Genomic DNA, 19,920 nt, shown 5'->3' with positions numbered 1-19,920 from the left:
AACGAGGTGCATCCGCACCGCGCTTTGCGCTATCGATCACCCCGCGAGTTCATCGCGCAAACCTGCGAGGCCCTGTCAGGCCTTTAGGGGGCAACAACAGGATCCAGAGTCAGAGGGGCGACGTCCATAACCCTGGATCCTGACTTTCGTCAGGATGACGGAGTGGGGTAGGGGCGATCTTCGCCGAACGACCGGTATCGCCAATACGCAAAAAGGGCCGGGATCGCTCCCGGCCCTTTCCTGTCTCTCAGCGGCAGGACGGGAGTAAATCCCGTCCTCGTCGGTCGCGGTTGCCCGCGCCGGCCGGGCGCTCGCCGTCTCGTGGCTAGCTTGCGCTAGCCACGTGCGGCTCAGGCGCCAGCAACCTCGGTCGTGTCGACCTTGATGCCTGCACCCATGGTCGACGAGATCGCGACCTTCTGGACGTACTTGCCCTTGGCGCCGGTCGGCTTGGCCTTGACCACTGCGTCGACCAGTGCGTCGAAGTTCGCGCGCAGGTCTTCCGCCGGGAACGACGCCTTGCCGATGCCCGAGTGGATGATGCCGGCCTTCTCGACGCGGTATTCGATCTGGCCGCCCTTGGCAGCCTGAACCGCGGCGGCGACGTTCATCGTCACCGTGCCGAGCTTCGGGTTCGGCATCAGGCCCTTGGGACCCAGCACCTTACCGAGGCGACCGACGATGCCCATCATGTCCGGGGTAGCGATGCAGCGATCGAAATCGATCGTGCCACCCTGGATGATTTCCATCAGGTCTTCGGCGCCGACGACGTCTGCGCCTGCTGCGAGGGCTTCCTCAGCCTTCGCGCCGCGGGCGAACACGCCGACGCGGACGGTCTTGCCGGTGCCCTTGGGCAGCGTGACGACGCCGCGGACCATCTGGTCTGCGTGACGCGGATCCACGCCCAGGTTCAGCGCGACTTCGATCGTCTCGTCGAACTTCGACGTGGCGCCCGACCGTGCGAGACCGATGGCCTCGTCGATGCCGTGCAGCTTGACGAGGTCGACCGTGACGGCCTTCTGCTTCTTGCTCAGCTTAGCCATGATATCAGCCCTCCACCACTTCGAGGCCCATTGCGCGGGCGCTGCCTTCGATGATCTTCGTCGCAGCGTCGATATCGTTGGCGTTGAGGTCCTTCATCTTCGTCGTGGCGATCTCGCTCAGCTGGCTGCGCTTGATCGTGCCGGCGACGACCTTGCCCGGCTCCTTCGAGCCCGACTTGAGACCAGCGGCCTCCTTGATCAGGTACGATGCTGGCGGAGTCTTGGTCTCGAACGAGAACGAGCGATCCGCATAGACCGTGATGACGGTCGGGATCGGCATGCCCTTCTTCAGTTCGCTCGTGCCGGCGTTGAACGCCTTGCAGAACTCCATGATGTTCACGCCGCGCTGACCCAGCGCAGGCCCGATCGGCGGCGCAGGCTTTGCCTCGCCTGCAGGCACCTGCAGCTTGATGTATCCGGTAATCTTTTTAGCCATGTCACTCTCTTTATGTGAGCCTAGCGGTGATGGCGGCTACCTCTCGGCAACCTCCCGCAATTCCAACAGTGAAGGTGGAAGCCGGCGCGCATAGCCGAAAACGTAGGGCGCGGCAACCGGCGTTCGCGTCGTCGCGCGGAGGCGGAGGTGGGGGAGGCTGCGCGATCGACCGCGGTTTATTCGAAGACGTCGACTGGCCAGGCGATCTGCTTGGCTGCGGCGTAACAGGCCGACCGCGTGGCGTATCCATCTGAATAGCTGATCAGCCCGCCAGCCTCGTGAAACAACAGCCAGGCCCAGACACCTGCAAGCACGAGGGGTGGCGAAAGGTCGAGCCCCTCGACCTCGCGGAGTTCGAGCCGCATCGACGGCCGCTCACCTTCGACCGGGTTCGTGGCGACGGGCTCAGCCTCGTCGAACGTCCGGCCTATGAAGCGGCCGAACCTGTTGTCAGGCACCATGATGGAGTACGATCGATTCAATCGGCACGGGTTTTCCCCAGTAAAAGCCTTGCCCGCAGTCGGCACCGAGCGATTTCGCCAGGACGAGATCGTCGGCGGTCTCGATGCCCTCGATGACCGTTCCGATCGACCGGCTCCGGCAATAATCGATGATTTCCTTCAGCAGCGAAGGCGGGAACTCGCCCTTGCGGCATTTCTGGAAGATCTTCCGGTCGATCTTGACCTCGGACACAGGCAAGTCGGAAATGCGATCGAAGTTGGTCGCGCCCTTGCCGAAATCGTCGAGCGAGATGGGTATGCCCATCGTGCCAAGCTCGCGCATGTTTTCCAGCAAGCGACCGTCGAGCCCTGAATAACTGATCTCGGTGAGTTCGATCCCGAGCATGCCGGGGGCGACGTTGTGGCGTCGCAGCAGGATCGGCATCGCGGCGAGGAAATCCGGATGCGCGAGCACGGCGGCGCTGCAGTTCACCGCGATAGGCACTGGCCTGCCCTCGGCTTCCAGCGCCGCGAGCAGTCGTGCAGCCGCTTCCACCGCAAGCGACGTCGCGGCGACCTCCAGCGAGAGGATCGTCGACGGTGCGAAGATGTGCTCGGGGTTGAGCGACGGTCGATTGCGCAACCGCGTGAGTGTTTCGTAGCCGGCGATGCTGTCGTCGTGCAGGCTGCGTTTCTCATGGAATTCATGCGTGAGATTGGGCAGCAACCGGCCTTGCTGAATCAGCCACGACAGGAAATGACGATCGCCGGTGTCTCCGTCATGCGGTTGTCGGGCGATATGAGCCAGGCGGTCGACAATGTCCTGCGCGGTATAGGGCGCGTCGAGCCAGTCGACGTGATCGATCCCAGACTGTTCCGCCAGGGCAATCGCATCCCGGAAACGCACGCTGGGCCGCAACAGCGTCAGTGTCCCGGCAAACTGTTCTTTGTCCAACAAGGCGATGAACGCGTGACGATTGCCGATCGAGGCATCGGGGTTGATCACGATGAGGTCTGGTTGAAACGCCAGCCCGGCGCGTTCTTCGCTGGCCAAGCCGATCCAGGCGGTTTTGTGGCCCATCTCTTCGAGTTCACGACGAACACCGTTGGCAGCTGCATTGTCAAGGTCGAGGAACAAGATACGATGACCGGCTTCGTTTGAATCCGGGGACGGGCGAGCCGTCGCAATCCCTGAACGCAAGTGATCGCCATGCTCGAGCGATTTCTTTAAGGCCGTGGTCGTCAGGGGCATCAGTCATTTCCTGTAGGCGGATCGCTGAATACGGTTGCATGCGTGTCGAGTTGGTCATGGGGTACATAGAGTTTACCGATAACGCCGGACGTCATATTCGTTTGGCGTATTGGTAACTACGCAACGTCTTGTACGCGGATGTCCTACAAATGTTAGCGCAATATAACTAGTTATGGTTAACCAAACGTAAAATAAATGCGGTATCGTTTCGGGCGTAGGAGGTATTCAGGTCAACCCGATGATAATGAACAAATCTATGCCAGTTCGACCAACAGTTATTGCGCCTCGCGAGTGAAATATATTTTGATTCGCCGAATGATATTGCGGCGCAAGTAAAGGTATCGATCCGGTACTCTTCTTCGACGCGACATATATGGCTGGTAGGCGAACATTTTTATCCGCCCGAGTAAACAGGTCGAGCCGGCCATGATGCACAGAGCAAGAGTTCGGCCCTTGGAGGTCGGAAAGCACTCGTTTTGAACCAAATAATTCTCGGACGATGAGCTGCTCCGGCTCTAATATGCCCTGAATCGGATGGGGGCATCCGGGAACAGGGGTGGGTATGATCATTTTGTGCCGGGCGACGCTGGTCGCGCTGATGCTTGCGGTTTCGGCCATCGCGCCGGCGTATGCGCAGGAGAAGACTGGGCTGAAGCCTGGTTTCGTCCTGGCGCCCGGTACTGCGCGGATCGTGTTGATGCGGCCATCGATCCGGGTCGGTGCGCAGTCGACTGGCGGGATGTACGAGCCGAACGCCGACTGGACGGATCAGGCGAAGGAGAACATCGCCACCGCGCTCGCCAAGGCGCAGACCGGTCTCGGCAACAGCGTCGTCGGCTATGTCGATCCGGTCGGTGCGGGTTCGGCCAAGGTCGCGGAGTATCAGGAACTGTTCGGGGCGGTCGCGTCGTCGGTGATCGAGTATCAGTTCTTCAAGGGCAACCGCCTGCCCACCAAGAAGCGCAAGGACCAGTTCGAATGGGGGCTCGGCCCCGATGTCCGCACGCTGCCGGGGCTCGACAAGGCGGACTATGCACTGTTCATCACGACGGAGGATCATTTCGGCTCGACCGGACGGAAGATGCTGCAAGTCTTTGCGGCGATGGCACGTGTCGGCGTCACCGCGGGCGTGCACAAGGGATTCGCTGGGCTGGTCGACTTGCGTACCGGCGAACTGGTCTGGCTGAACGCGGATATGCAGATGGGCGGCGATGTTCGTGACGCCGAAGGCGCAGACAAGCGCGTGCGGCAGCTGCTCGAGGGCTTCCCGGGGAAACCGATCGAAGCTCCGATTGCCGCTGCGCCCGCCATAGCTTCGGCGCACTGACATGCGGATTTCGATGGTCGGCCTTCTGCTAGCGACCGCGATCGGTACGTCTGCGCTCGCAGCCGACAAGCGCCCGCCGCTTCCGACCTATACGCAGGCTTATACCCCGACGACGGTCGACGAGCGCGGGATATGGATGGAGGCGGACGAACGCGAGCGGGTGCAGCGCGACTCCCGGTCGCTGATCAAGGATCCGGCGCTCAACGCGTATGTCCGCGGCGTGCTGTGCCGGACCGTCGGCGAGGATCGGTGTCGATCGGTCCGGCTCTATATCGACGAGGTGCCGGCGTTCAACGCATACATGACACCCAACGGCGCGATGGTCGTCTGGACCGGACTGTTGCTTCGTGTCCGGAGCGAAGCCGAGCTGGGGGCGATCCTCGGCCACGAGTTCGGCCATTTCGAGCTCCGGCATTCGCTCAAGGACTTCAAGAGCCACCGCACCGGCACCGACGTCATGGCGTGGGCGTCGATCCTCATCCGCAACAGCGCCAACATCCAATACTCCGTGGTGGGCCAGATGTACGCCTTTAGCCGCGACCAGGAACGCGAGGCCGACATGACCGGCTTCCAGTATCTCGCACGTTCGCAATACCCGTCTTCGGCCGCCGCCGACGTCTGGGAGCACGTCATGGGCGAGGCCGATGCGACCGCGATCGGTCGCAGGGGCAGGGCGCAACACAAATACGTTGCGGGCGTCTTCGCCACCCATCCGACCGATCTCGCGCGTGCAACGTATCTGCGCGCTGCGTCGATCGAGGCGCATGACGTCAAGCCCGCGGTCGTCGACACGCATCAAGCGGCGATGGCGAAATGGCTGCCGGTCTTCCTCAACGACCAGATCAAGCTCAACGATTTCGGCGGTAGCGAGTATCTGCTCGCCAATCTGGCGGACGGTACCGGCTGGACGACGCCGCTGCTGTGCGCCCGCGGCGACCTGTACCGCGAGCGCGGCAATCCGCGTGACCTCGTCAGTGCTGCACAATTCTACCAGGAGGCGATCGGCAAGGGCGACGCGCCGCCCGAGGCGTATCGCGGTCTGGGCCTGGCGCTGCTCCGCAGCCAGCAAGTCCCCGAAGGCCAGGCCGCGCTCGCGACGTATCTCCGCCTCAAGCCGGCCGCGACCGACGCCGCGCTCATCGCCACGCTGATCTCGTAAGGAGGACGACCATGTCCAAGAAACTCGCCCTGCTCGCCGCGGTCGCAACGCTCGCGTGCGCAGCCCCCGTCGCGGCCGGCAACAAGCTCATCCCCGCCGGGCAGCGCATCGCCGTCGCCAAGTCGGCGATGACCGTCCAGCCGGGCACGGAATGGAACAAGCTCTCCGAACGCCCCGGTCGCGCCGCCGAAACCTGGACGCAGGATGGCGACGAACTGAATGATCTCAGCTTCTATGGCGGCATCGAGTCCGGCAGGCCGCTGTTCCGCGAGGTCGACAAGAAGAACAGGCCGTTGCCTAAGGTCTCGGCGACGATGCTGATCACCGATATCCCGGTGTTGCTGGAAAACAGCTATCGGATCGCGCGCGACGCATCGTCGATGGCGATCGACACGATCGCGCCGATAGAGTTCGCCGGCAACAAGGGGGTGCGGTTCACCTACACCTTCTCGAAACAGAACGAGACGTTGCAACGCCGTGGCGAAGCGCGTGGTGCGGTGATCGGGGGGAAGCTGTATCTGGTGACGTACGAGGCGCCGAGTTTGTACTACTACGACCGTAGCGCGGCAGCGGCTCAGGCGGTGGCGGATAGCGTGCGGTTTTGAGGCGCGCGAGCTGTTCGCAGTTGTCCCGACCGGACATAGGCACGGTCTAGGACAATCACTACGGCCGCCTTGTTCTCCCGCGAAGGCGGGAGCCCAGTCTGGATCCCCGCCTTCGCGGGGAAACAAGTCTTATGTGTCGGCACGAACTAAACGGTAACGCGACGCGGGAGTAAATCCCGCGTCGTCGGCCGGGCCGTTGGCCCGCCGGCCGGGCTGGCGTCGTCTCGGGATCAGCCAGCGCTGATCCCGTGCGACTTGGCCTTACTTGCTACGCTCGACCTGCTCGAACTCGAGCTCCACAGGCGTCGCACGCCCGAAGATCGACACCGAAACCTTGACGCGGCTGCGGTCGAAGTCGAGTTCTTCGACCAAACCGTTGAAGGTCGCGAACGGGCCGTCGAGGACCTTGACCTGGTCGCCGATCTCGTAGTCGACCTTGACCTTCTGCTTGGGCGCAGCGGCGGCTTCTTCCTTGCTGTTCAGCATCCGCGTGGCTTCCGCCTCGCTGATCGCCTGCGGCTTGCCCATGCTGCCGAGGAAGCCGGTGACCTTCGGCGTGTTCTTCACCAGGTGATACACGTCGTCGTTCATGTTCAGCTTTGCGAGCACGTAGCCCGGCATGAACTTGCGCTCGACCGCGATCTTCTTGCCGCGACGGGCCTCGGTGGTGGTTTCGGTCGGGACTTCGATCTGCTCGACGAGCTGTTCGAGACCCATCCGGGTCGCCTCGGCCATGATCGAGTCGCGGACCTTGCCCTCGAAGCCCGAATAGGCGTGAATGATGTACCAGCGCGCCATGACGGAACCTTGCTTACTGAGCGAGTTTGAGGAGCAGGGAAACGATCGCTTGCAGGATCGAGTCGACGCCGAAGAAGAAGACCGCGAGGATCGTCGTCATGATCACCACCATCACGCCGGTCATGACCGTCTCGCGACGCGTCGGCCACGTGACCTTCGCGGTCTCGTTGCGGACCTGCTGGATGAATTCGAGTGGGGACGTTTTCGCCACGATGTTCTTCGCACCCGCTTATTGAGAAACTGAGATGCGAGGCATAGACCCACTAGCCGCTCCCTGTGAAGGGCAGCGGCGGCAGGTCCGTCCTCGCTGTCGGAAGCGCGGCAGATAGCTTCCACCCGTCGTGAAAGCAAGTGCGCGGCAGGAGAGGGGTCGGCGTCGTATCGAAAGCGACACGGCGGTGACCGGGAGAAGTGGCGGGGGAGAGCGCTTGGGTCACTCGATCCCCCGCACGATCGTCTTGCCGGTGCCGGTTTGACCGGCGGCTCCGCTCCCACGGTTTCTATTTATCGTTCGGCTTGACGACGGCACGGACGGTGTACGCGCGATCGAGACCAAAAAAAAGGCCGGTACAAGACCGGCCGTGAAAGTTTTTAGGAGAGGATGCCTGAAAGGCCTGATCGTTGTGCATCGCAGCACATCATAGATCAATTGCGAAAATTGCATTATGAAATGCAATTTCTGCAATCGTGATGGACGCGGGAGAGCGGTGAGCGCAATCGCCGCGATTTTTGCCGGGAATTTAAAGGGGGTGGCAGGAGTGCTCGGATTCGAACCGAGGGCCTTCGGTTTTGGAGACCGACGCTCTAACCAACTGAGCTACACTCCTACACGGACGCGCCCCTTACCCAGCGTTTTTGGGAAGGGCAAGCGTCTCGCGTGCAATTCGTCCTGTAAGCGTCCCGCAACTATCGTCGTAAGGATGATGCGTTGCGCAATGTATGATTTGCCCGTTAACCTTAAAGCCGTCTCGTTGGATGTGGGAAGCGTATACTATGAAGGCGGGATTGATGATGCTGGCGCTGCCGGTCGCGGCGTTGGTCATGGGGGCGGGGCCAGTTCCGCAGGTGCCGGATCTGGGGCCGCAGCTCGAACGCTTCACCTATCCGTGGCCGGTTCAGACGATGGAAGTCGATATCGTCGGCAGCCCTGCGCAGATGGCGTTCATGGACATCGCGCCACAGCGTCCCAACGGCCGCACGGTCGTTCTGCTCCACGGCAAGAACTTCTGCGGCGCGACCTGGGGCAGCACCGCACGGGCGCTGAGCGAGGTCGGCTACCGCGTGATCGTTCCCGACCAGATCGGCTTCTGCAAATCGTCCAAGCCGCGCGCGGCACAGTATAGCTTCGAGATGCTCGCGACGTTCACCAAGCGGCTGCTCGAATCGCGCGGCATCACGCGGGCCACGTTCGTCGGTCATTCGATGGGCGGGATGCTCGCGATGCGGTACGCCATTCTTTATCCGGCGTCGGTCGAGAAGCTGGTGCTCGTCAATCCGCTCGGCCTGAAGGATCGCGGCGAGGAGGGCGTGCCCTATACCGACGTCGACACGCTGTGGGCGAACGAGAGGAAGACGAGCTACGCGTCGATCAAGGCATATCAGCTCGAGAACTATTATCACGGCGTGTGGAAGCCATCCTATGATCGTTGGGTCTGGATGCAGGCGGGCATGTACCAGGGGGCAGGGCGCGACACCGTGGCGCTCGCGCAGGCCAAGACCAGCGAGATGATCAAGACGCAATCGGTCGCGCATGAGCTGTACCGGATCACGCCGTCGACGACGCTGATCGTCGGTACGCTCGACAAGACTGCGTTTGGCCGGGCGCAGGCGCCGGCGAACTTGCGCAAGTTCCTCGAGCCGGTGCCGATGGTCGCGCCGCGGGCGGTGAAGCAGATGCCGAATGCAAACCTGGTTATGCTGGAGGGCTTGGGCCACTCGCCACAGGTCGAGGATCCTGCGCGATTCGAGAAGACGCTACTGGCGGTGCTCGGGACGCGATCGCGGTAGAGGGTGCCGCGCGATCCTCCCCCGCCATGGGGGGGTGGCTGGCGCTTGCCAGACGGAGGGGAGGTAAGGGCAACGGGCGTGGCGTGTTCCTCCCCCTCCGACACCTCTCTCATCCTCCCCCTGGCAGGGGAGGATGAGAGAGGTGTCGTCGTCGGATTCGCGTGAGCCATTGTCTCTGCCCACGAAGCCAATCCTTCGCCAGCCCCATCCGATTCCAACCCGTTGACCTCACCCCCGTCCTGACCTATAGGCGCGGCCTGTTCTTCGGGAGTGTTTCCCGCCGGGCATGCTTGAACATTGCTGGATGCATTCCAGGACCTGAGGGGCGCTCCCGCGTTCCTATGGTCCTTTTTGTATTCTCAGGCGCCTCATGGCTCCAGCAAAGTAACCACTTGAAAGGTGAAGGCTTCAATGCCGACGATCAACCAGCTGGTCCGCAAGGGCCGCGATCCGCAGAAGGCCAAGTCGAAGGTCCCTGCGATGGAAGCAAATCCGCAGAAGCGTGGCGTTTGCACGCGCGTCTACACGACGACCCCGAAGAAGCCGAACTCGGCTCTGCGCAAGGTGGCCAAGGTTCGCCTGACCAACCAGCGCGAAGTCATCAGCTACATCCCGGGCGAGGGCCACAATCTTCAGGAGCATTCGGTTGTCCTGATCCGTGGCGGTCGTGTCCGCGATCTTCCCGGTGTTCGCTATCACGTCCTGCGCGGCGTGCTCGATACACAGGGTGTGAAGGACCGGCGTCAGTCGCGTTCCAAGTACGGCGCCAAGCGTCCGAAGTGATCATGCCGGGGGCATGATCATCCCGGAAAGATCGCTTTAGGCGATCTTATCCGGGATCCACGCCTCGGAAGTTACGAAGCTTAGTAAGCCCCGGACGTGTTCCGGAACCGGCTGAAGTCTACAAGGAAATTGAAATGGCACGTCGTCGTCGTCCCGAAAAGCGGGTCATCCTGCCTGATCCCAAGTTCGGGGATGAGGTTCTGTCGAAGTTCATGAACAGCGTCATGCTGGACGGCAAGAAGTCCGTCGCAGAGCTGATCGTGTACGGTGCATTCGAAACCGTCGAGAGCCGCGCCAAGCGCGATCCGATCGGCGTTTTCCACGATGCGCTGAACAACGTGAAGCCGGGCATCGAAGTCCGTTCGCGCCGCGTCGGTGGTGCAACGTACCAGGTGCCGGTCGAGGTTCGTCCCGAGCGTGCACAGGCGCTGGCGATTCGCTGGCTGATCGGTGCGGCGCGTTCGCGCAGCGAGAACACGATGGCCGCACGGCTGTCGGGTGAGCTGATGGATGCCGCCAACAACCGTGGCAACGCGGTCAAGAAGCGTGAAGATACGCACCGGATGGCGGAAGCCAACCGTGCATTCTCGCACTACCGCTGGTAACATCGGGCTTCCTGCCGCTGGTAACAGCGGGCTTTGAAGCCTAGCATTGCTATCCGTGTGACGGGCGGTCTTTCGCCTGTCATGCAAACACCTATATATTGGGGAGCCGGCACGTTCGGCTCCCCATATCCTTAAGGAAGCACGATCATGGCCCGCAGCCATCCGCTCGACCGTTACCGCAACATCGGCATCATGGCGCACATCGACGCCGGTAAGACGACGACGACCGAGCGCATTCTCTATTACACCGGCAAGTCCTACAAGATCGGCGAAGTGCACGAAGGCACCGCGACGATGGATTGGATGGAGCAGGAGCAGGAGCGCGGGATCACGATCACGTCGGCTGCGACCACCTGCAAGTGGCGCGCCGAAGAAGGTAAGGGCGAAGAGCACCTTATCAACATCATCGATACGCCTGGCCACGTCGACTTCACGATCGAAGTCGAGCGTTCGCTCCGCGTGCTCGATGGCGCAGTCGCATGCTTCGATGGCGTTGCCGGCGTCGAGCCGCAGTCCGAGACCGTGTGGCGTCAGGCCGACAAGTACGGCGTGCCGCGCATGTGCTTCGTCAACAAGCTCGACCGCACCGGCGCCGATTTTTACTTCTGCGTGAACTCGATCATCGAGCGTCTCGGCGCGCGTCCGGCCGTGCTGTATCTTCCGATCGGCATGGAAGGCGGCTTCAAGGGCCTGGTCGATCTCGTCGAGAACCGCGCGATCATCTGGCTCGAAGAGTCGCTTGGTGCGAAGTTCGAATATGCCGAGATCCCTGAGGATCTGGTCGAGAAGGCCGCGAAGTATCGCAGCGAGTTGATCGAGATGGCCGTCGAGCAGGACGACGCCCTCATGGAGGCCTATCTCGAAGGTAACGAGCCGAGCGTCGCCGACCTCAAGAAGCTGATCCGCAAGGGTACGCTGAGCATGGCGTTCGTCCCCGTCGTTTGCGGTTCGGCGTTCAAGAACAAGGGCGTTCAGCCCCTGCTCGACGCCGTCGTCGACTATCTGCCTTCGCCGCTCGACGTTCCCGCGATCCAGGGTCTGAAGCTCGACGGCGTGACGCCGGACGAGCGTCCTTCGTCGGACGAGGTGCCGTTCTCGGCACTCGCGTTCAAGATCATGAACGATCCGTTCGTCGGCACGCTGACCTTCGCCCGCATCTACTCGGGCAAGCTGGAGACCGCATCGCAGGTCACCAACTCGGTCAAGGACAAGAAGGAAAAGGTCGGTCGCATGCTGTTGATGCATGCGAACAGCCGTGAGGACATCCAGGAGGCATTCGCTGGCGACATCGTCGCGCTCGCGGGTCTCAAGGATACCACGACCGGTGACACGCTCTGCGCGATGAACGCACCGATCATTCTCGAGCGGATGGAATTCCCCGAGCCCGTGATCGAGCTTTCGGTGGAGCCGAAGACCAAGGCCGACCAGGAGAAGATGGGCGTCGCGCTCAATCGTCTCGCCCGCGAGGATCCTTCGTTCCGCGTTTCTTCGGACCCCGAGTCGGGTCAGACCATCATCAAGGGCATGGGCGAGCTCCATCTTGAGATCTTGGTCGATCGTATGAAGCGTGAGTTCAAGGTCGAGGCGAATGTCGGCGCTCCTCAGGTCGCATACCGCGAGTATCTGAAGAAGCCGGTCGACGTCGATTACACGCACAAGAAGCAGTCGGGTGGTACCGGCCAGTTTGGTCGCGTGAAGGTCAAGGTCACGCCGGGCGAGCGCGGTTCGGGCATCACGTTCAAGGACGAGATCAAGGGCGGCAACATTCCGAAGGAATATCTGCCCGCGATCGAGAAGGGCTTCCGCGAAACCGCTGCTTCGGGTTCGCTGGTCGGCTTCCCGATCATCGATTTCGAGATCGTGCTGTATGACGGCGCGTATCACGACGTCGACTCGTCGGCTCTGGCGTTCGAAATCTGTGCACGTGGCGCGATGCGCGAAGTTGCACAGAAGTCGGGCATCACGCTGCTAGAGCCGGTCATGAAGGTCGAGGTCGTCACCCCGGAGGATTATCTGGGCGACGTCATCGGCGACATGAACAGCCGTCGTGGCCAGATCCAGGGCACCGATAGCCGCGGCAACGCTCAGACGGTCGAGGCGATGGTCCCGTTGGCGAACATGTTCGGCTACGTGAACTCGCTCCGTTCGTTCACGCAGGGCCGCGCGCAGTACTCGATGCAGTTCTCGCACTATGACGAAGTGCCGCAGAACGTTGCTGACGAGGTGAAGGCTAAGCTGGCGTAAGCCCGAGGCGCACCGAGCCAGGCTTTCCTGGCTCGGAGACGCAGAAAGGCCGGCCGGCCTCGGGCTCGCCCGAAGACCGACGACACGGAATTCACTTCCGTGTCGGCCCCCTTCGCAAGGCAGGGGCTGGCGCAACGCTTTAACAGCCGCTATTGGGCCGCGTTCGCGCGGTTCCCGGGGTGGCACCGGAATACGAATCAGAAGGTAGGAAACAATGGCCAAGGCAAAATTTGAGCGGAACAAGCCGCATCTCAACATCGGCACCATCGGTCACGTCGATCATGGCAAGACGTCGCTCACCGCTGCGATCACGAAGGTTCTGGCAGAGACGACCGGCGGTACCGCCGTCGACTTCGCCAACATCGACAAGGCTCCCGAGGAGCGCGAGCGCGGCATCACGATCTCGACCGCACACGTCGAGTACGAGACGGCCAACCGTCACTATGCGCACGTCGATTGCCCGGGCCACGCCGATTATGTGAAGAACATGATCACCGGCGCAGCCCAGATGGACGGCGCGATCCTCGTCGTTTCGGCGACCGATGGCCCGATGCCACAGACCCGTGAGCACATCCTGCTCGCACGCCAGGTCGGCGTGCCTGCGATGGTCGTGTTCATGAACAAGGTCGATCTGGTCGACGACGAGGAAATCCTCGAGCTGGTCGAGATGGAAATCCGCGAGCTGCTCAGCTCGTACGACTTCCCGGGCGACGATATCCCCGTCATCAAGGGTTCGGCTACCTGCGCACTGTCGGGTTCGAACCAGAAGCTGGGTGCCGACGCCGTCACCGAGCTGATGCAGGCTGTCGACGACTACATCCCGCAGCCCGAGCGTCCGCTCGACAAGCCGTTCATGATGCCGATCGAGGACGTGTTCTCGATCTCGGGTCGTGGTACGGTTGTCACCGGCCGCGTCGAGACCGGCATCGTCAAGGTTGGCGAGGAAGTCGAGATCGTCGGCATTCACCCGACCGTCCGCAAGACCACGGTCACGGGCGTCGAGATGTTCCGCAAGCTGCTCGACCAGGGCCAGGCTGGCGATAACGTCGGCGCACTGATCCGCGGCGTCGCACGCGACGAAGTCGAGCGTGGCCAGGTGCTCTGCAAGCCAGGCACGATCAAGCCGCACACCGACTTCAACTCGGAAGTGTACGTGCTGTCGAAGGAAGAGGGTGGCCGTCACACGCCGTTCTTCGCCAACTACCGCCCGCAGTTCTACTTCCGTACGACGGACGTGACCGGCACCGTCGAGCTGCCTGAGGGCACCGAGATGGTCATGCCAGGCGACAACGTGTCGCTCGGCATCAAGCTGATCGCACCGATCGCTATGGACGTGGGCCAGCGCTTCACGATCCGCGAAGGCGGCCGTACCGTCGGTGCAGGCGTCGTCAGCCAGATCGACAAGTAAGCATCCTCTCCTTCGGGAGGTGATCGAAAAGAGCCCGGCTTCTCGCGAGAGAGGCCGGGCTTTTTCGTGTTTTGATTAGGTGGGACGCAAAGTGGCTCGGCAGCGTGATCGACGTGGTCCGCTTCCGCCCAATGACGGACATCCCCACTTTGGTATGAGGGCCTATGGCAACTCGCAAATCGCTATCGATCGCGCTGGTGCTTGTCATCGTAGCTGCGTGGATCATCATTCTCTCGACTGATGAATCACGATTGCCTGCAATCAGTGCAGATGGGATTTATTACAATCCCTGCTGTGGCGTTTTGGCCCTGCAAGGTGGGGAATTGCGGGGCGGGAACGAAGCTGTGTCCTATGTTATCGAGCGGGATAAGGGCGGCGTTTACGTCCTGCCAAAAGCCCTTGTAAGCGTCGCCAGCAACCGGCTCGATATCGATCGCAGTGCATATCCGCTCAAGCTACGACTTGATCGGGAGCGCGATCCGTCCAGCATTGAGGTGATGGATCGAAGCAACGCACCATCCTACACTTTCGTACGCCGTAACCTCCGCTAATTTCTCCAACCCGGCCATTCAGCTTCCAACTCAATCCTCCCCCGCTAGGGGGAGGTGGCGCCGGAGGCGTCGGAGGGGGAGGGGGCGATTAGCTCTCGATGGAGGTTCGGCGTTGGAGTGCGACGGACGTGATCTGGCGGACGACGTCGTCGAGGTTGGCCAGCATTTCTCGGGCCGGGTAGTGGAGGGTCCGGATGTTCTGGGCGACTAGCCAGGCGTCGCGGGTGGCGTCTCGTTGGGGGCGGTTGCCGTGGTTGTGGGCTTCGCCGTCTACTTCGATGGCGAGTCGGGCTGGTGCGCAGTAGAAGTCCAGGATGTAGGGACCTGCTGCGTGTTGCTTTCGGAAGCGTAGGCCTTCTTCGTTAGCTCGCAGCGCTAGCCAGAGGGCTATCTCCGGCGGGGTCATTTGTTTTCGCAGACGCTTGGCATTGGTGTGACCTTGTAGGGATCCTTCGAGCCGCATCGCCTGCCTCCCCCTCCGCCACGCTTCGCGTGCCACCTCCCCCTGGCGGGGGAGGATCAAGTAGCGGGGGCGACCTTAGCGGCAGCGTGTCGATATCTTCAATCCTCCCCCGCAAGGGGGAGGTGGCGCCGAAGGTGACGGAGGGGGAGGACAGGGCGCATTTCGATAGTGCCTTCGCCTGGAAAACCCTCAACCGCCAGTTGCATTTCAACCGACTCTCCCGTAATGGCCCGCCTTCGGTTTAAACATCAACCAGCAAGAGCCCGGAAACGGGCCCGCTCTTTCGCATCGGTAGGGACTATGGACAGCAATATCCGCATTCGTCTGAAGGCGTTCGATCACCGTGTGCTCGATCAGGCCACTGGCGACATCGCCGACACCGCACGCCGCACCGGCGCGCTCATCCGCGGTCCGATTCCCCTTCCGACGCGCATCGAAAAGTTCACCGTCAACCGCGGCCCGCACATCGATAAGAAGTCGCGCGAGCAGTTCGAGGTACGCACGTACAAGCGTATGCTGGATATCGTCCAGCCGACGCCGCAGACGGTCGATGCGCTGATGAAGCTGGACCTCGCCGCTGGCGTTGACGTCGAGATCAAGCTCGCCTAAGGGCTGGCGCGGCGCGGTCGACCGGTAACGGTCCCGCGCCGTTCGACATTGGGATACCGCCGTCGGTGAAAACCGACGGGGCAGCGTCCCCCGTCACGCTTCCGTATTCGCGGAAGCACCAGCCCGGGACGGGGGCACGTTTCGTATTTACCGGGTTGAACCGACTCCATTCAGGGCTTTTGCCGGGAATGGGGTCAGGTGGACGCATCATGGAGTTCGCTCCGGACATGGTCCGCAAGCCCCCGAGGAATAGTCCGACGGGGCCTCTGTCTAGGAAGGGACAAGATCATGCGTACTGGCGTGATCGCGAAGAAGATGGGGATGACCCGCCTGTTCCAGGAAGATGGTCGGCACGTGCCGGTCACCGTTCTGGCACTCGAAGGCAATCAGGTCGTTTCCGTTCGCGAAATGGATCGTGACGGCTACACTGCCGTCCAGCTTGGTGCAGGTGTCGCCAAGTCGAAGAATGTCGCAAAGCCGCAGCGCGGCCATTTCGGCAAGGCCGAAGTGGAGCCCAAGGCTGTCGTCCATGAGTTCCGCGTGAACGCAGACGGCCTGCTCGACGTCGGCGCCGAGATCTCGGCCGACCACTACGTTGCAGGCCAAATCGTCGATATCCAGGGCAAGACCCAGGGTAAGGGCTTCCAGGGCGGCATGAAGCGTTGGGGCTTCGGCGGTCTGCGGGCAACCCACGGCGTGTCGGTCTCGCACCGTTCGCTCGGTTCGACCGGTCAGCGCCAGGATCCGGGCAAGGTCTTCAAGAACAAGAAGATGGCCGGCCACATGGGCGACAAGTATCGCACCCAGCAGAACCTCGAGATCGTATCGACGGACGTCGAGCGTGGTCTCCTGTTCGTCAAGGGTTCGGTTCCTGGCTCCAAGGGCGGCTGGCTCTTCGTCAAGGACTCGGTGAAGGTCGCGCGCCACGCCGACGCACCGTTCCCCGCTGGTCTCAAGACCGCAAACAGCAACACCGCAGCAGACACGCCGGCCGAAACGACCGACGCACCTGCAGCCGACGGCCAGGAGGGCTGAGCGTGAAGATCAAGATTTCATCTTTCGCCGGTACCGACCAGGCGGACATCGAGCTCAACGACGAGGTCTTCGGCCTCGATCCGCGCGCCGACATCCTGCACCGTGTCGTCACCTGGCAGCTCGAGAAGCGTCGCGAGACGGCTCGCGGCACCCGTGAGCGCGCAGACGTCGCACGCACCGGCAAGAAGTTCGGTCGCCAGAAGGGCGGCGGTACGGCTCGTCACGGCGATCGTCGCGCACCTGTGTTCATCGGTGGTGGTAAGGCTCACGGCGCACGCGTCCGTGACTTCAACCCGTCGCTGAACAAGAAGGTTCGCTCGCTCGGCCTGCGGATGGCTCTCAGCAGCCACGCGAAGGCGGGTTCGCTGGTCATCATGGACAGCCTGGCTGTCGAGGGTGGCAAGACCAAGACGCTGCAGGGCGATCTCGCAAAGCTCGGCTTCGGCAAGCGTGCGCTCGTCATCGACGGCGACATGGTCGACACCAGCTTCGCATTCGCTGCGGGCAACCTGTACGAAGTGAACGTGATGCCGGCTGCCGGCGCGAACGTTTACGACATCCTGAAGCATGACACGCTGGTGCTGACGCGCGCCGCTGTCGAAAAGCTGGAGGCGCGCTTCCATGGCTAAGAAGCAGAAGGCGGGCATCGATAATCGTCATTACGACGTTATCCTCGCCCCGCACATCACCGAGAAGACGACGACCCTGTCGGAGTTCAACGCGGTTGTGTTCAAGGTATCGAACGATGCCACGAAGCCCGAGATCAAGGCGGCCGTAGAGGCGCTGTTCGACGTGAACGTCGTCGGCGTGAACACGCTCGTCCAGAAGGGCAAGACCAAGAAGTGGAAGGGCACGAACTACTCGCGCTCCGACATGAAAAAGGCAATCGTGACGTTGAAGGACGGTCAGTCCATCGACGTGACGACGGGGATCTGAGGCCATGGCACTCAAGCATTATAATCCGACATCGCCGGCACGCCGCGGTCTCATCCTGGTCGACAAGTCGTCGCTCTGGAAGGGTCGCCCCGTCAAGGCGCTGACCGAAGGTAAGCACAAGACCGGCGGTCGTAACAACAAGGGCCATGTGACCTCGCGCGGCATCGCCGGCGGTCACAAGCAGAAGTACCGCTACATCGACTTCAAGCGTCGCAAGTGGGACGTCGAAGGCACTGTCGAGCGGATCGAGTATGATCCCAACCGCACCGCGTTCATCGCCCTGGTCAAGTACCCGGACGAGGAGCTCGCCTACATCCTGGCGCCACAGCGTCTGGCCGTCGGCGACAAGGTCCTCGCGGCCAAGAAGACCGACGTGAAGCCAGGCAATGCCATGGAACTCGGTCAGATGCCGGTCGGCACCATCGTCCACAACGTGGAGATGAAGCCGATGAAGGGTGGTCAGATCGCCCGTTCGGCCGGCACGTACGTGCAGGTCGTCGGTCGCGACAAGGGCATGGTGATGGTCCGCCTGAACTCGGGCGAGCAGCGCTACATCCGCAGCGATTGCATGGCGACGGTTGGCGCGGTCTCGAACCCCGACAACCAGAACCAGAACCTGGGCAAGGCAGGGCGTTCGCGCTGGATGGGTATCCGTCCTCTGACGCGCGGCGTCGCCAAGAACCCGGTCGACCATCCGCACGGCGGTGGTGAAGGCCGTACCTCGGGTGGCCGTCATCCGGTTACGCCTTGGGGCAAGCCGACGAAGGGTGCGCGCACGCGTCATAACAAGTCGACCGACAAGATGATCATCCGGTCGCGTCATTCGACGAAGAGGAAGGGCTAACATGGCTCGTTCAGTCTGGAAGGGCCCCTTCGTGGACCTTCATCTGCTCAAGAAGGCAGAAACCGCCCAGGACACCAACGCGCGTTCGCCGATCAAGACCTGGTCGCGTCGCTCGACGATCCTGCCGTCGTTCGTGGGTCTCACGTTCAACGTCTATAATGGCCGCAAGTTCGTGCCCGTCTCGGTCAACGAAGACATGGTCGGCATGAAGCTCGGTGAGTTCGCGCCCACGCGCTACTTCCCTGGCCACTCCGCCGACAAGAAGGGCAAGCGCTGATGTCTAAGCAAGTCAGCCCGCGCAAGGTCGCGGACAACGAGGCGCTTTCGGTCGGTACGCAGATCCGTGGTTCCGCGCAGAAGCTCGGCCTCGTGGCTGCGCTGATCCGTGGCAAGAAGGTCGGCGATGCGATGAACATCCTCGCCTTCTCGACCAAGGGCATGGCGATCGAAGCGCGCAAGGTGCTGGCCTCGGCCATCGCCAACGCCGAGAACAACCATAACCTCGACGTCGACGCCCTCGTCGTCGCCGAGGCTTCGGTCGGCAAGTCGATCACGATGAAGCGCTTCGCTACCCGCGGCCGCGGCAAGTCGACCCGCATTCTCAAGCCATTCAGCCGTCTGCGCATCGTCGTGCGCGAGCAGGAAGAAGCATAATGGGTCAGAAGAGCAACCCCATCGGTCTGCGTCTGCAGATCAACCGTACCTGGGATAGCCGCTGGTACGCCGAAGGCGCCGACTATGGTCGGCTCCTGCTCGAGGATCTCAAGATCCGCGCATTCATCATGAAGACGCTGCCGCAGGCTGCGATCTCCAAGGTGGTCATCGAGCGTCCGGCCAAGCTGGCCCGTATCTCCATCTTCGCTGCACGCCCCGGCGTGATCATCGGCAAGAAGGGTGCGGACATCGAGAAGCTGCGTTCGACGATCGGCAAGATGACGTCGTCGACCGTGTCGCTGAACATCGTCGAGATCCGCAAGCCGGAAGTCGATGCGCGTCTCGTCGCGCAGGGCATCGCCGATCAGCTCGAGCGTCGTATTGCCTTCCGTCGCGCCATGAAGCGTGCGGTCCAGTCGGCGATGCGTCTCGGTGCCGAGGGCATCCGGGTGAACTGCGGTGGCCGTCTTGGCGGCGCCGAGATCGCACGGTCGGAGAGCTATCGTGAGGGTCGGGTTCCGTTGCACACGCTGCGCGCGAACATCGATTATGCCGAGGCTACGGCGCACACGTCTTATGGCGTTTGCGGCGTGAAGGTCTGGGTCTTCAAGGGCGAGATTCTCGGCAACGATCCGACGTCGTACGACCGCATCATGATGGAGGCTCAGACCTCCGGCGTGCGGCCGCAGCGCGACGATCGTCGCTAAGGGGCAGGAACAGA

General features: G+C 62.1%; 24 protein-coding genes and 1 tRNA gene. 17 read left to right on the top strand and 8 right to left on the bottom strand.

Translation table 11 applies throughout. From position 1 onward, the window contains the following. Window positions 1–350: 350 nt before the first annotated feature. From rplA to ASE69_RS12455, 4 genes are all read right to left on the bottom strand, one after another. On the bottom strand, window positions 351–1,043 hold the full coding sequence (rplA, locus tag ASE69_RS12470; RefSeq protein ID WP_056047582.1) for a 50S ribosomal protein L1: 693 nt from the start codon (window positions 1,041–1,043) through the stop codon (window positions 351–353). A gap of 4 nt (window positions 1,044–1,047) precedes the next feature. Further along, a complete protein-coding gene (rplK, locus tag ASE69_RS12465; protein WP_056047586.1) occupies window positions 1,048–1,479 on the bottom strand; it encodes a 50S ribosomal protein L11 in 432 nt (143 codons plus the stop codon). A 176-nt stretch (window positions 1,480–1,655) separates the two neighbouring features. Continuing rightward, window positions 1,656–1,940, bottom strand: a complete 285-nt coding sequence (locus ASE69_RS12460; RefSeq protein ID WP_056486898.1) for a hypothetical protein — start codon at window positions 1,938–1,940, stop codon at window positions 1,656–1,658. Continuing rightward, window positions 1,930–3,057: an EAL domain-containing protein gene (locus ASE69_RS12455; protein WP_162236882.1), complete on the bottom strand. Its 1,128-nt coding sequence runs from the start codon at window positions 3,055–3,057 to the stop codon at window positions 1,930–1,932. Before ASE69_RS12455 ends, ASE69_RS12460 begins: the two co-directional genes overlap by 11 nt. A 676-nt stretch (window positions 3,058–3,733) precedes the next feature. On the opposite strand from ASE69_RS12455, the gene ASE69_RS12450 reads away from it, so the two are divergent. The 3 genes from ASE69_RS12450 to ASE69_RS12440 are packed head-to-tail and all read left to right on the top strand — an operon-like array spanning window position 3,734 to window position 6,262. Beyond that, entirely contained in the window at window positions 3,734–4,498 is a 765-nt protein-coding gene (locus ASE69_RS12450; RefSeq protein ID WP_235518604.1) for a hypothetical protein, read from the top strand. A 1-nt stretch (window position 4,499) separates the two neighbouring features. Further along, window positions 4,500–5,657, top strand: a complete 1,158-nt coding sequence (locus ASE69_RS12445) for a M48 family metallopeptidase (RefSeq protein WP_056486892.1) — start codon at window positions 4,500–4,502, stop codon at window positions 5,655–5,657. An 11-nt stretch (window positions 5,658–5,668) separates the two neighbouring features. After that, window positions 5,669–6,262: a hypothetical protein gene (locus ASE69_RS12440; protein ID WP_056486889.1), complete on the top strand. Its 594-nt coding sequence runs from the start codon at window positions 5,669–5,671 to the stop codon at window positions 6,260–6,262. 261 nt (window positions 6,263–6,523) lie between these two features. Here the strand turns inward: ASE69_RS12440 and nusG are convergent, their stop codons facing one another. The 3 genes from nusG to ASE69_RS12425 form a co-directional block, all read right to left on the bottom strand. Continuing rightward, the gene (gene nusG, locus ASE69_RS12435; RefSeq protein ID WP_055872668.1) at window positions 6,524–7,060 is read right to left on the bottom strand and encodes a transcription termination/antitermination protein NusG; all 537 of its coding nucleotides are present in this window, start codon (window positions 7,058–7,060) and stop codon (window positions 6,524–6,526) included. A 13-nt stretch (window positions 7,061–7,073) separates the two neighbouring features. Then, window positions 7,074–7,271 carry a preprotein translocase subunit SecE gene (gene secE, locus ASE69_RS12430; protein WP_056486886.1) on the bottom strand — a complete coding sequence of 66 codons (198 nt, stop codon included), beginning with the start codon at window positions 7,269–7,271 and terminating at the stop codon, window positions 7,074–7,076. 539 nt (window positions 7,272–7,810) lie between these two features. Then, a tRNA-Trp gene (locus ASE69_RS12425) sits at window positions 7,811–7,887 on the bottom strand. A gap of 166 nt (window positions 7,888–8,053) precedes the next feature. Between ASE69_RS12425 and ASE69_RS12420 the strand changes: the two genes are divergently transcribed. From ASE69_RS12420 to ASE69_RS22120, 6 genes are all read left to right on the top strand, one after another. Beyond that, complete coding sequence (locus tag ASE69_RS12420; RefSeq protein WP_156362312.1) at window positions 8,054–9,067, top strand: alpha/beta fold hydrolase; 1,014 nt, start codon at window positions 8,054–8,056, stop codon at window positions 9,065–9,067. 411 nt (window positions 9,068–9,478) lie between these two features. Further along, window positions 9,479–9,850 (top strand): 30S ribosomal protein S12, encoded by a 372-nt coding sequence (gene rpsL, locus ASE69_RS12415; RefSeq protein ID WP_010164594.1) that lies wholly within the window; start codon window positions 9,479–9,481, stop codon window positions 9,848–9,850. Window positions 9,851–9,984: 134 nt separating this feature from the next. Next, window positions 9,985–10,455, top strand: coding sequence for a 30S ribosomal protein S7 (gene rpsG, locus ASE69_RS12410; RefSeq protein ID WP_031393769.1), 471 nt, complete (start codon window positions 9,985–9,987; stop codon window positions 10,453–10,455). A 147-nt stretch (window positions 10,456–10,602) separates the two neighbouring features. Continuing rightward, window positions 10,603–12,699: an elongation factor G gene (fusA, locus tag ASE69_RS12405; RefSeq protein ID WP_056486881.1), complete on the top strand. Its 2,097-nt coding sequence runs from the start codon at window positions 10,603–10,605 to the stop codon at window positions 12,697–12,699. 214 nt (window positions 12,700–12,913) lie between these two features. Continuing rightward, window positions 12,914–14,107 carry an elongation factor Tu gene (gene tuf, locus ASE69_RS12400; RefSeq protein ID WP_031393767.1) on the top strand — a complete coding sequence of 398 codons (1,194 nt, stop codon included), beginning with the start codon at window positions 12,914–12,916 and terminating at the stop codon, window positions 14,105–14,107. Between the two features lie 164 nt (window positions 14,108–14,271). After that, a complete protein-coding gene (locus tag ASE69_RS22120) occupies window positions 14,272–14,658 on the top strand; it encodes a hypothetical protein (RefSeq protein WP_156362311.1) in 387 nt (128 codons plus the stop codon). A gap of 88 nt (window positions 14,659–14,746) precedes the next feature. Here ASE69_RS22120 and ASE69_RS12395 read toward each other — a convergent pair whose 3' ends face one another. Beyond that, window positions 14,747–15,121, bottom strand: a complete 375-nt coding sequence (locus tag ASE69_RS12395) for an endonuclease domain-containing protein (RefSeq protein ID WP_056487100.1) — start codon at window positions 15,119–15,121, stop codon at window positions 14,747–14,749. 300 nt (window positions 15,122–15,421) lie between these two features. Between ASE69_RS12395 and rpsJ the strand changes: the two genes are divergently transcribed. From rpsJ to rpsC, 8 genes are all read left to right on the top strand, one after another. After that, entirely contained in the window at window positions 15,422–15,730 is a 309-nt protein-coding gene (gene rpsJ, locus ASE69_RS12390) for a 30S ribosomal protein S10 (RefSeq protein ID WP_007406109.1), read from the top strand. Between the two features lie 288 nt (window positions 15,731–16,018). Next, window positions 16,019–16,765 (top strand): 50S ribosomal protein L3, encoded by a 747-nt coding sequence (rplC, locus tag ASE69_RS12385; RefSeq protein WP_056060507.1) that lies wholly within the window; start codon window positions 16,019–16,021, stop codon window positions 16,763–16,765. 2 nt (window positions 16,766–16,767) lie between these two features. Next, window positions 16,768–17,394 (top strand): 50S ribosomal protein L4, encoded by a 627-nt coding sequence (rplD, locus tag ASE69_RS12380; RefSeq protein ID WP_056486878.1) that lies wholly within the window; start codon window positions 16,768–16,770, stop codon window positions 17,392–17,394. Next, window positions 17,387–17,701, top strand: a complete 315-nt coding sequence (locus ASE69_RS12375; protein WP_056047618.1) for a 50S ribosomal protein L23 — start codon at window positions 17,387–17,389, stop codon at window positions 17,699–17,701. Before rplD ends, ASE69_RS12375 begins: the two co-directional genes overlap by 8 nt. A gap of 4 nt (window positions 17,702–17,705) precedes the next feature. Beyond that, window positions 17,706–18,545, top strand: coding sequence for a 50S ribosomal protein L2 (gene rplB, locus ASE69_RS12370; RefSeq protein WP_055872649.1), 840 nt, complete (start codon window positions 17,706–17,708; stop codon window positions 18,543–18,545). Window position 18,546: 1 nt separating this feature from the next. Next, window positions 18,547–18,822 (top strand): 30S ribosomal protein S19, encoded by a 276-nt coding sequence (gene rpsS / locus ASE69_RS12365; RefSeq protein WP_031393761.1) that lies wholly within the window; start codon window positions 18,547–18,549, stop codon window positions 18,820–18,822. After that, a complete protein-coding gene (rplV, locus tag ASE69_RS12360) occupies window positions 18,822–19,199 on the top strand; it encodes a 50S ribosomal protein L22 (protein WP_056047621.1) in 378 nt (125 codons plus the stop codon). The genes rpsS and rplV overlap by 1 nt, the downstream gene beginning before the upstream one ends. Next, window positions 19,199–19,906 carry a 30S ribosomal protein S3 gene (gene rpsC / locus ASE69_RS12355; RefSeq protein ID WP_055872646.1) on the top strand — a complete coding sequence of 236 codons (708 nt, stop codon included), beginning with the start codon at window positions 19,199–19,201 and terminating at the stop codon, window positions 19,904–19,906. Before rplV ends, rpsC begins: the two co-directional genes overlap by 1 nt. The last annotated feature ends 14 nt before the right edge of the window (window positions 19,907–19,920 follow it).

This window comes from Sphingomonas sp. Leaf208 (genome assembly GCF_001421415.1).
Classification (GTDB): Bacteria; Pseudomonadota; Alphaproteobacteria; order Sphingomonadales; family Sphingomonadaceae; genus Sphingomonas.
This window is presented reverse-complemented; position numbering and strand designations above follow the sequence as displayed.

What these genes read in the sequence shown, in the direction of transcription:
- rplV (WP_056047621.1), top strand. Translation starts at nt 18,822, where the DNA reads ATGTCTAAGCAAGTCAGCCCGCGCAAGGTCGCGGACAACGAGGCGCTT.
- rpsG (WP_031393769.1), top strand. Translation starts at nt 9,985, where the DNA reads ATGGCACGTCGTCGTCGTCCCGAAAAGCGGGTCATCCTGCCTGATCCC.
- rplK (WP_056047586.1), bottom strand. Translation starts at nt 1,479, where the DNA reads ATGGCTAAAAAGATTACCGGATACATCAAGCTGCAGGTGCCTGCAGGC.
- rpsS (WP_031393761.1), top strand. Translation starts at nt 18,547, where the DNA reads ATGGCTCGTTCAGTCTGGAAGGGCCCCTTCGTGGACCTTCATCTGCTC.
- rpsC (WP_055872646.1), top strand. Translation starts at nt 19,199, where the DNA reads ATGGGTCAGAAGAGCAACCCCATCGGTCTGCGTCTGCAGATCAACCGT.
- ASE69_RS12445 (WP_056486892.1), top strand. Translation starts at nt 4,500, where the DNA reads ATGCGGATTTCGATGGTCGGCCTTCTGCTAGCGACCGCGATCGGTACG.
- ASE69_RS12395 (WP_056487100.1), bottom strand. Translation starts at nt 15,121, where the DNA reads ATGCGGCTCGAAGGATCCCTACAAGGTCACACCAATGCCAAGCGTCTG.
- rplA (WP_056047582.1), bottom strand. Translation starts at nt 1,043, where the DNA reads ATGGCTAAGCTGAGCAAGAAGCAGAAGGCCGTCACGGTCGACCTCGTC.
- ASE69_RS12420 (WP_156362312.1), top strand. Translation starts at nt 8,054, where the DNA reads ATGAAGGCGGGATTGATGATGCTGGCGCTGCCGGTCGCGGCGTTGGTC.
- rplC (WP_056060507.1), top strand. Translation starts at nt 16,019, where the DNA reads ATGCGTACTGGCGTGATCGCGAAGAAGATGGGGATGACCCGCCTGTTC.
- ASE69_RS22120 (WP_156362311.1), top strand. Translation starts at nt 14,272, where the DNA reads ATGGCAACTCGCAAATCGCTATCGATCGCGCTGGTGCTTGTCATCGTA.
- ASE69_RS12375 (WP_056047618.1), top strand. Translation starts at nt 17,387, where the DNA reads ATGGCTAAGAAGCAGAAGGCGGGCATCGATAATCGTCATTACGACGTT.
- ASE69_RS12450 (WP_235518604.1), top strand. Translation starts at nt 3,734, where the DNA reads ATGATCATTTTGTGCCGGGCGACGCTGGTCGCGCTGATGCTTGCGGTT.
- ASE69_RS12440 (WP_056486889.1), top strand. Translation starts at nt 5,669, where the DNA reads ATGTCCAAGAAACTCGCCCTGCTCGCCGCGGTCGCAACGCTCGCGTGC.
- rpsJ (WP_007406109.1), top strand. Translation starts at nt 15,422, where the DNA reads ATGGACAGCAATATCCGCATTCGTCTGAAGGCGTTCGATCACCGTGTG.
- ASE69_RS12460 (WP_056486898.1), bottom strand. Translation starts at nt 1,940, where the DNA reads ATGGTGCCTGACAACAGGTTCGGCCGCTTCATAGGCCGGACGTTCGAC.
- tuf (WP_031393767.1), top strand. Translation starts at nt 12,914, where the DNA reads ATGGCCAAGGCAAAATTTGAGCGGAACAAGCCGCATCTCAACATCGGC.
- fusA (WP_056486881.1), top strand. Translation starts at nt 10,603, where the DNA reads ATGGCCCGCAGCCATCCGCTCGACCGTTACCGCAACATCGGCATCATG.
- rplB (WP_055872649.1), top strand. Translation starts at nt 17,706, where the DNA reads ATGGCACTCAAGCATTATAATCCGACATCGCCGGCACGCCGCGGTCTC.
- nusG (WP_055872668.1), bottom strand. Translation starts at nt 7,060, where the DNA reads ATGGCGCGCTGGTACATCATTCACGCCTATTCGGGCTTCGAGGGCAAG.
- rpsL (WP_010164594.1), top strand. Translation starts at nt 9,479, where the DNA reads ATGCCGACGATCAACCAGCTGGTCCGCAAGGGCCGCGATCCGCAGAAG.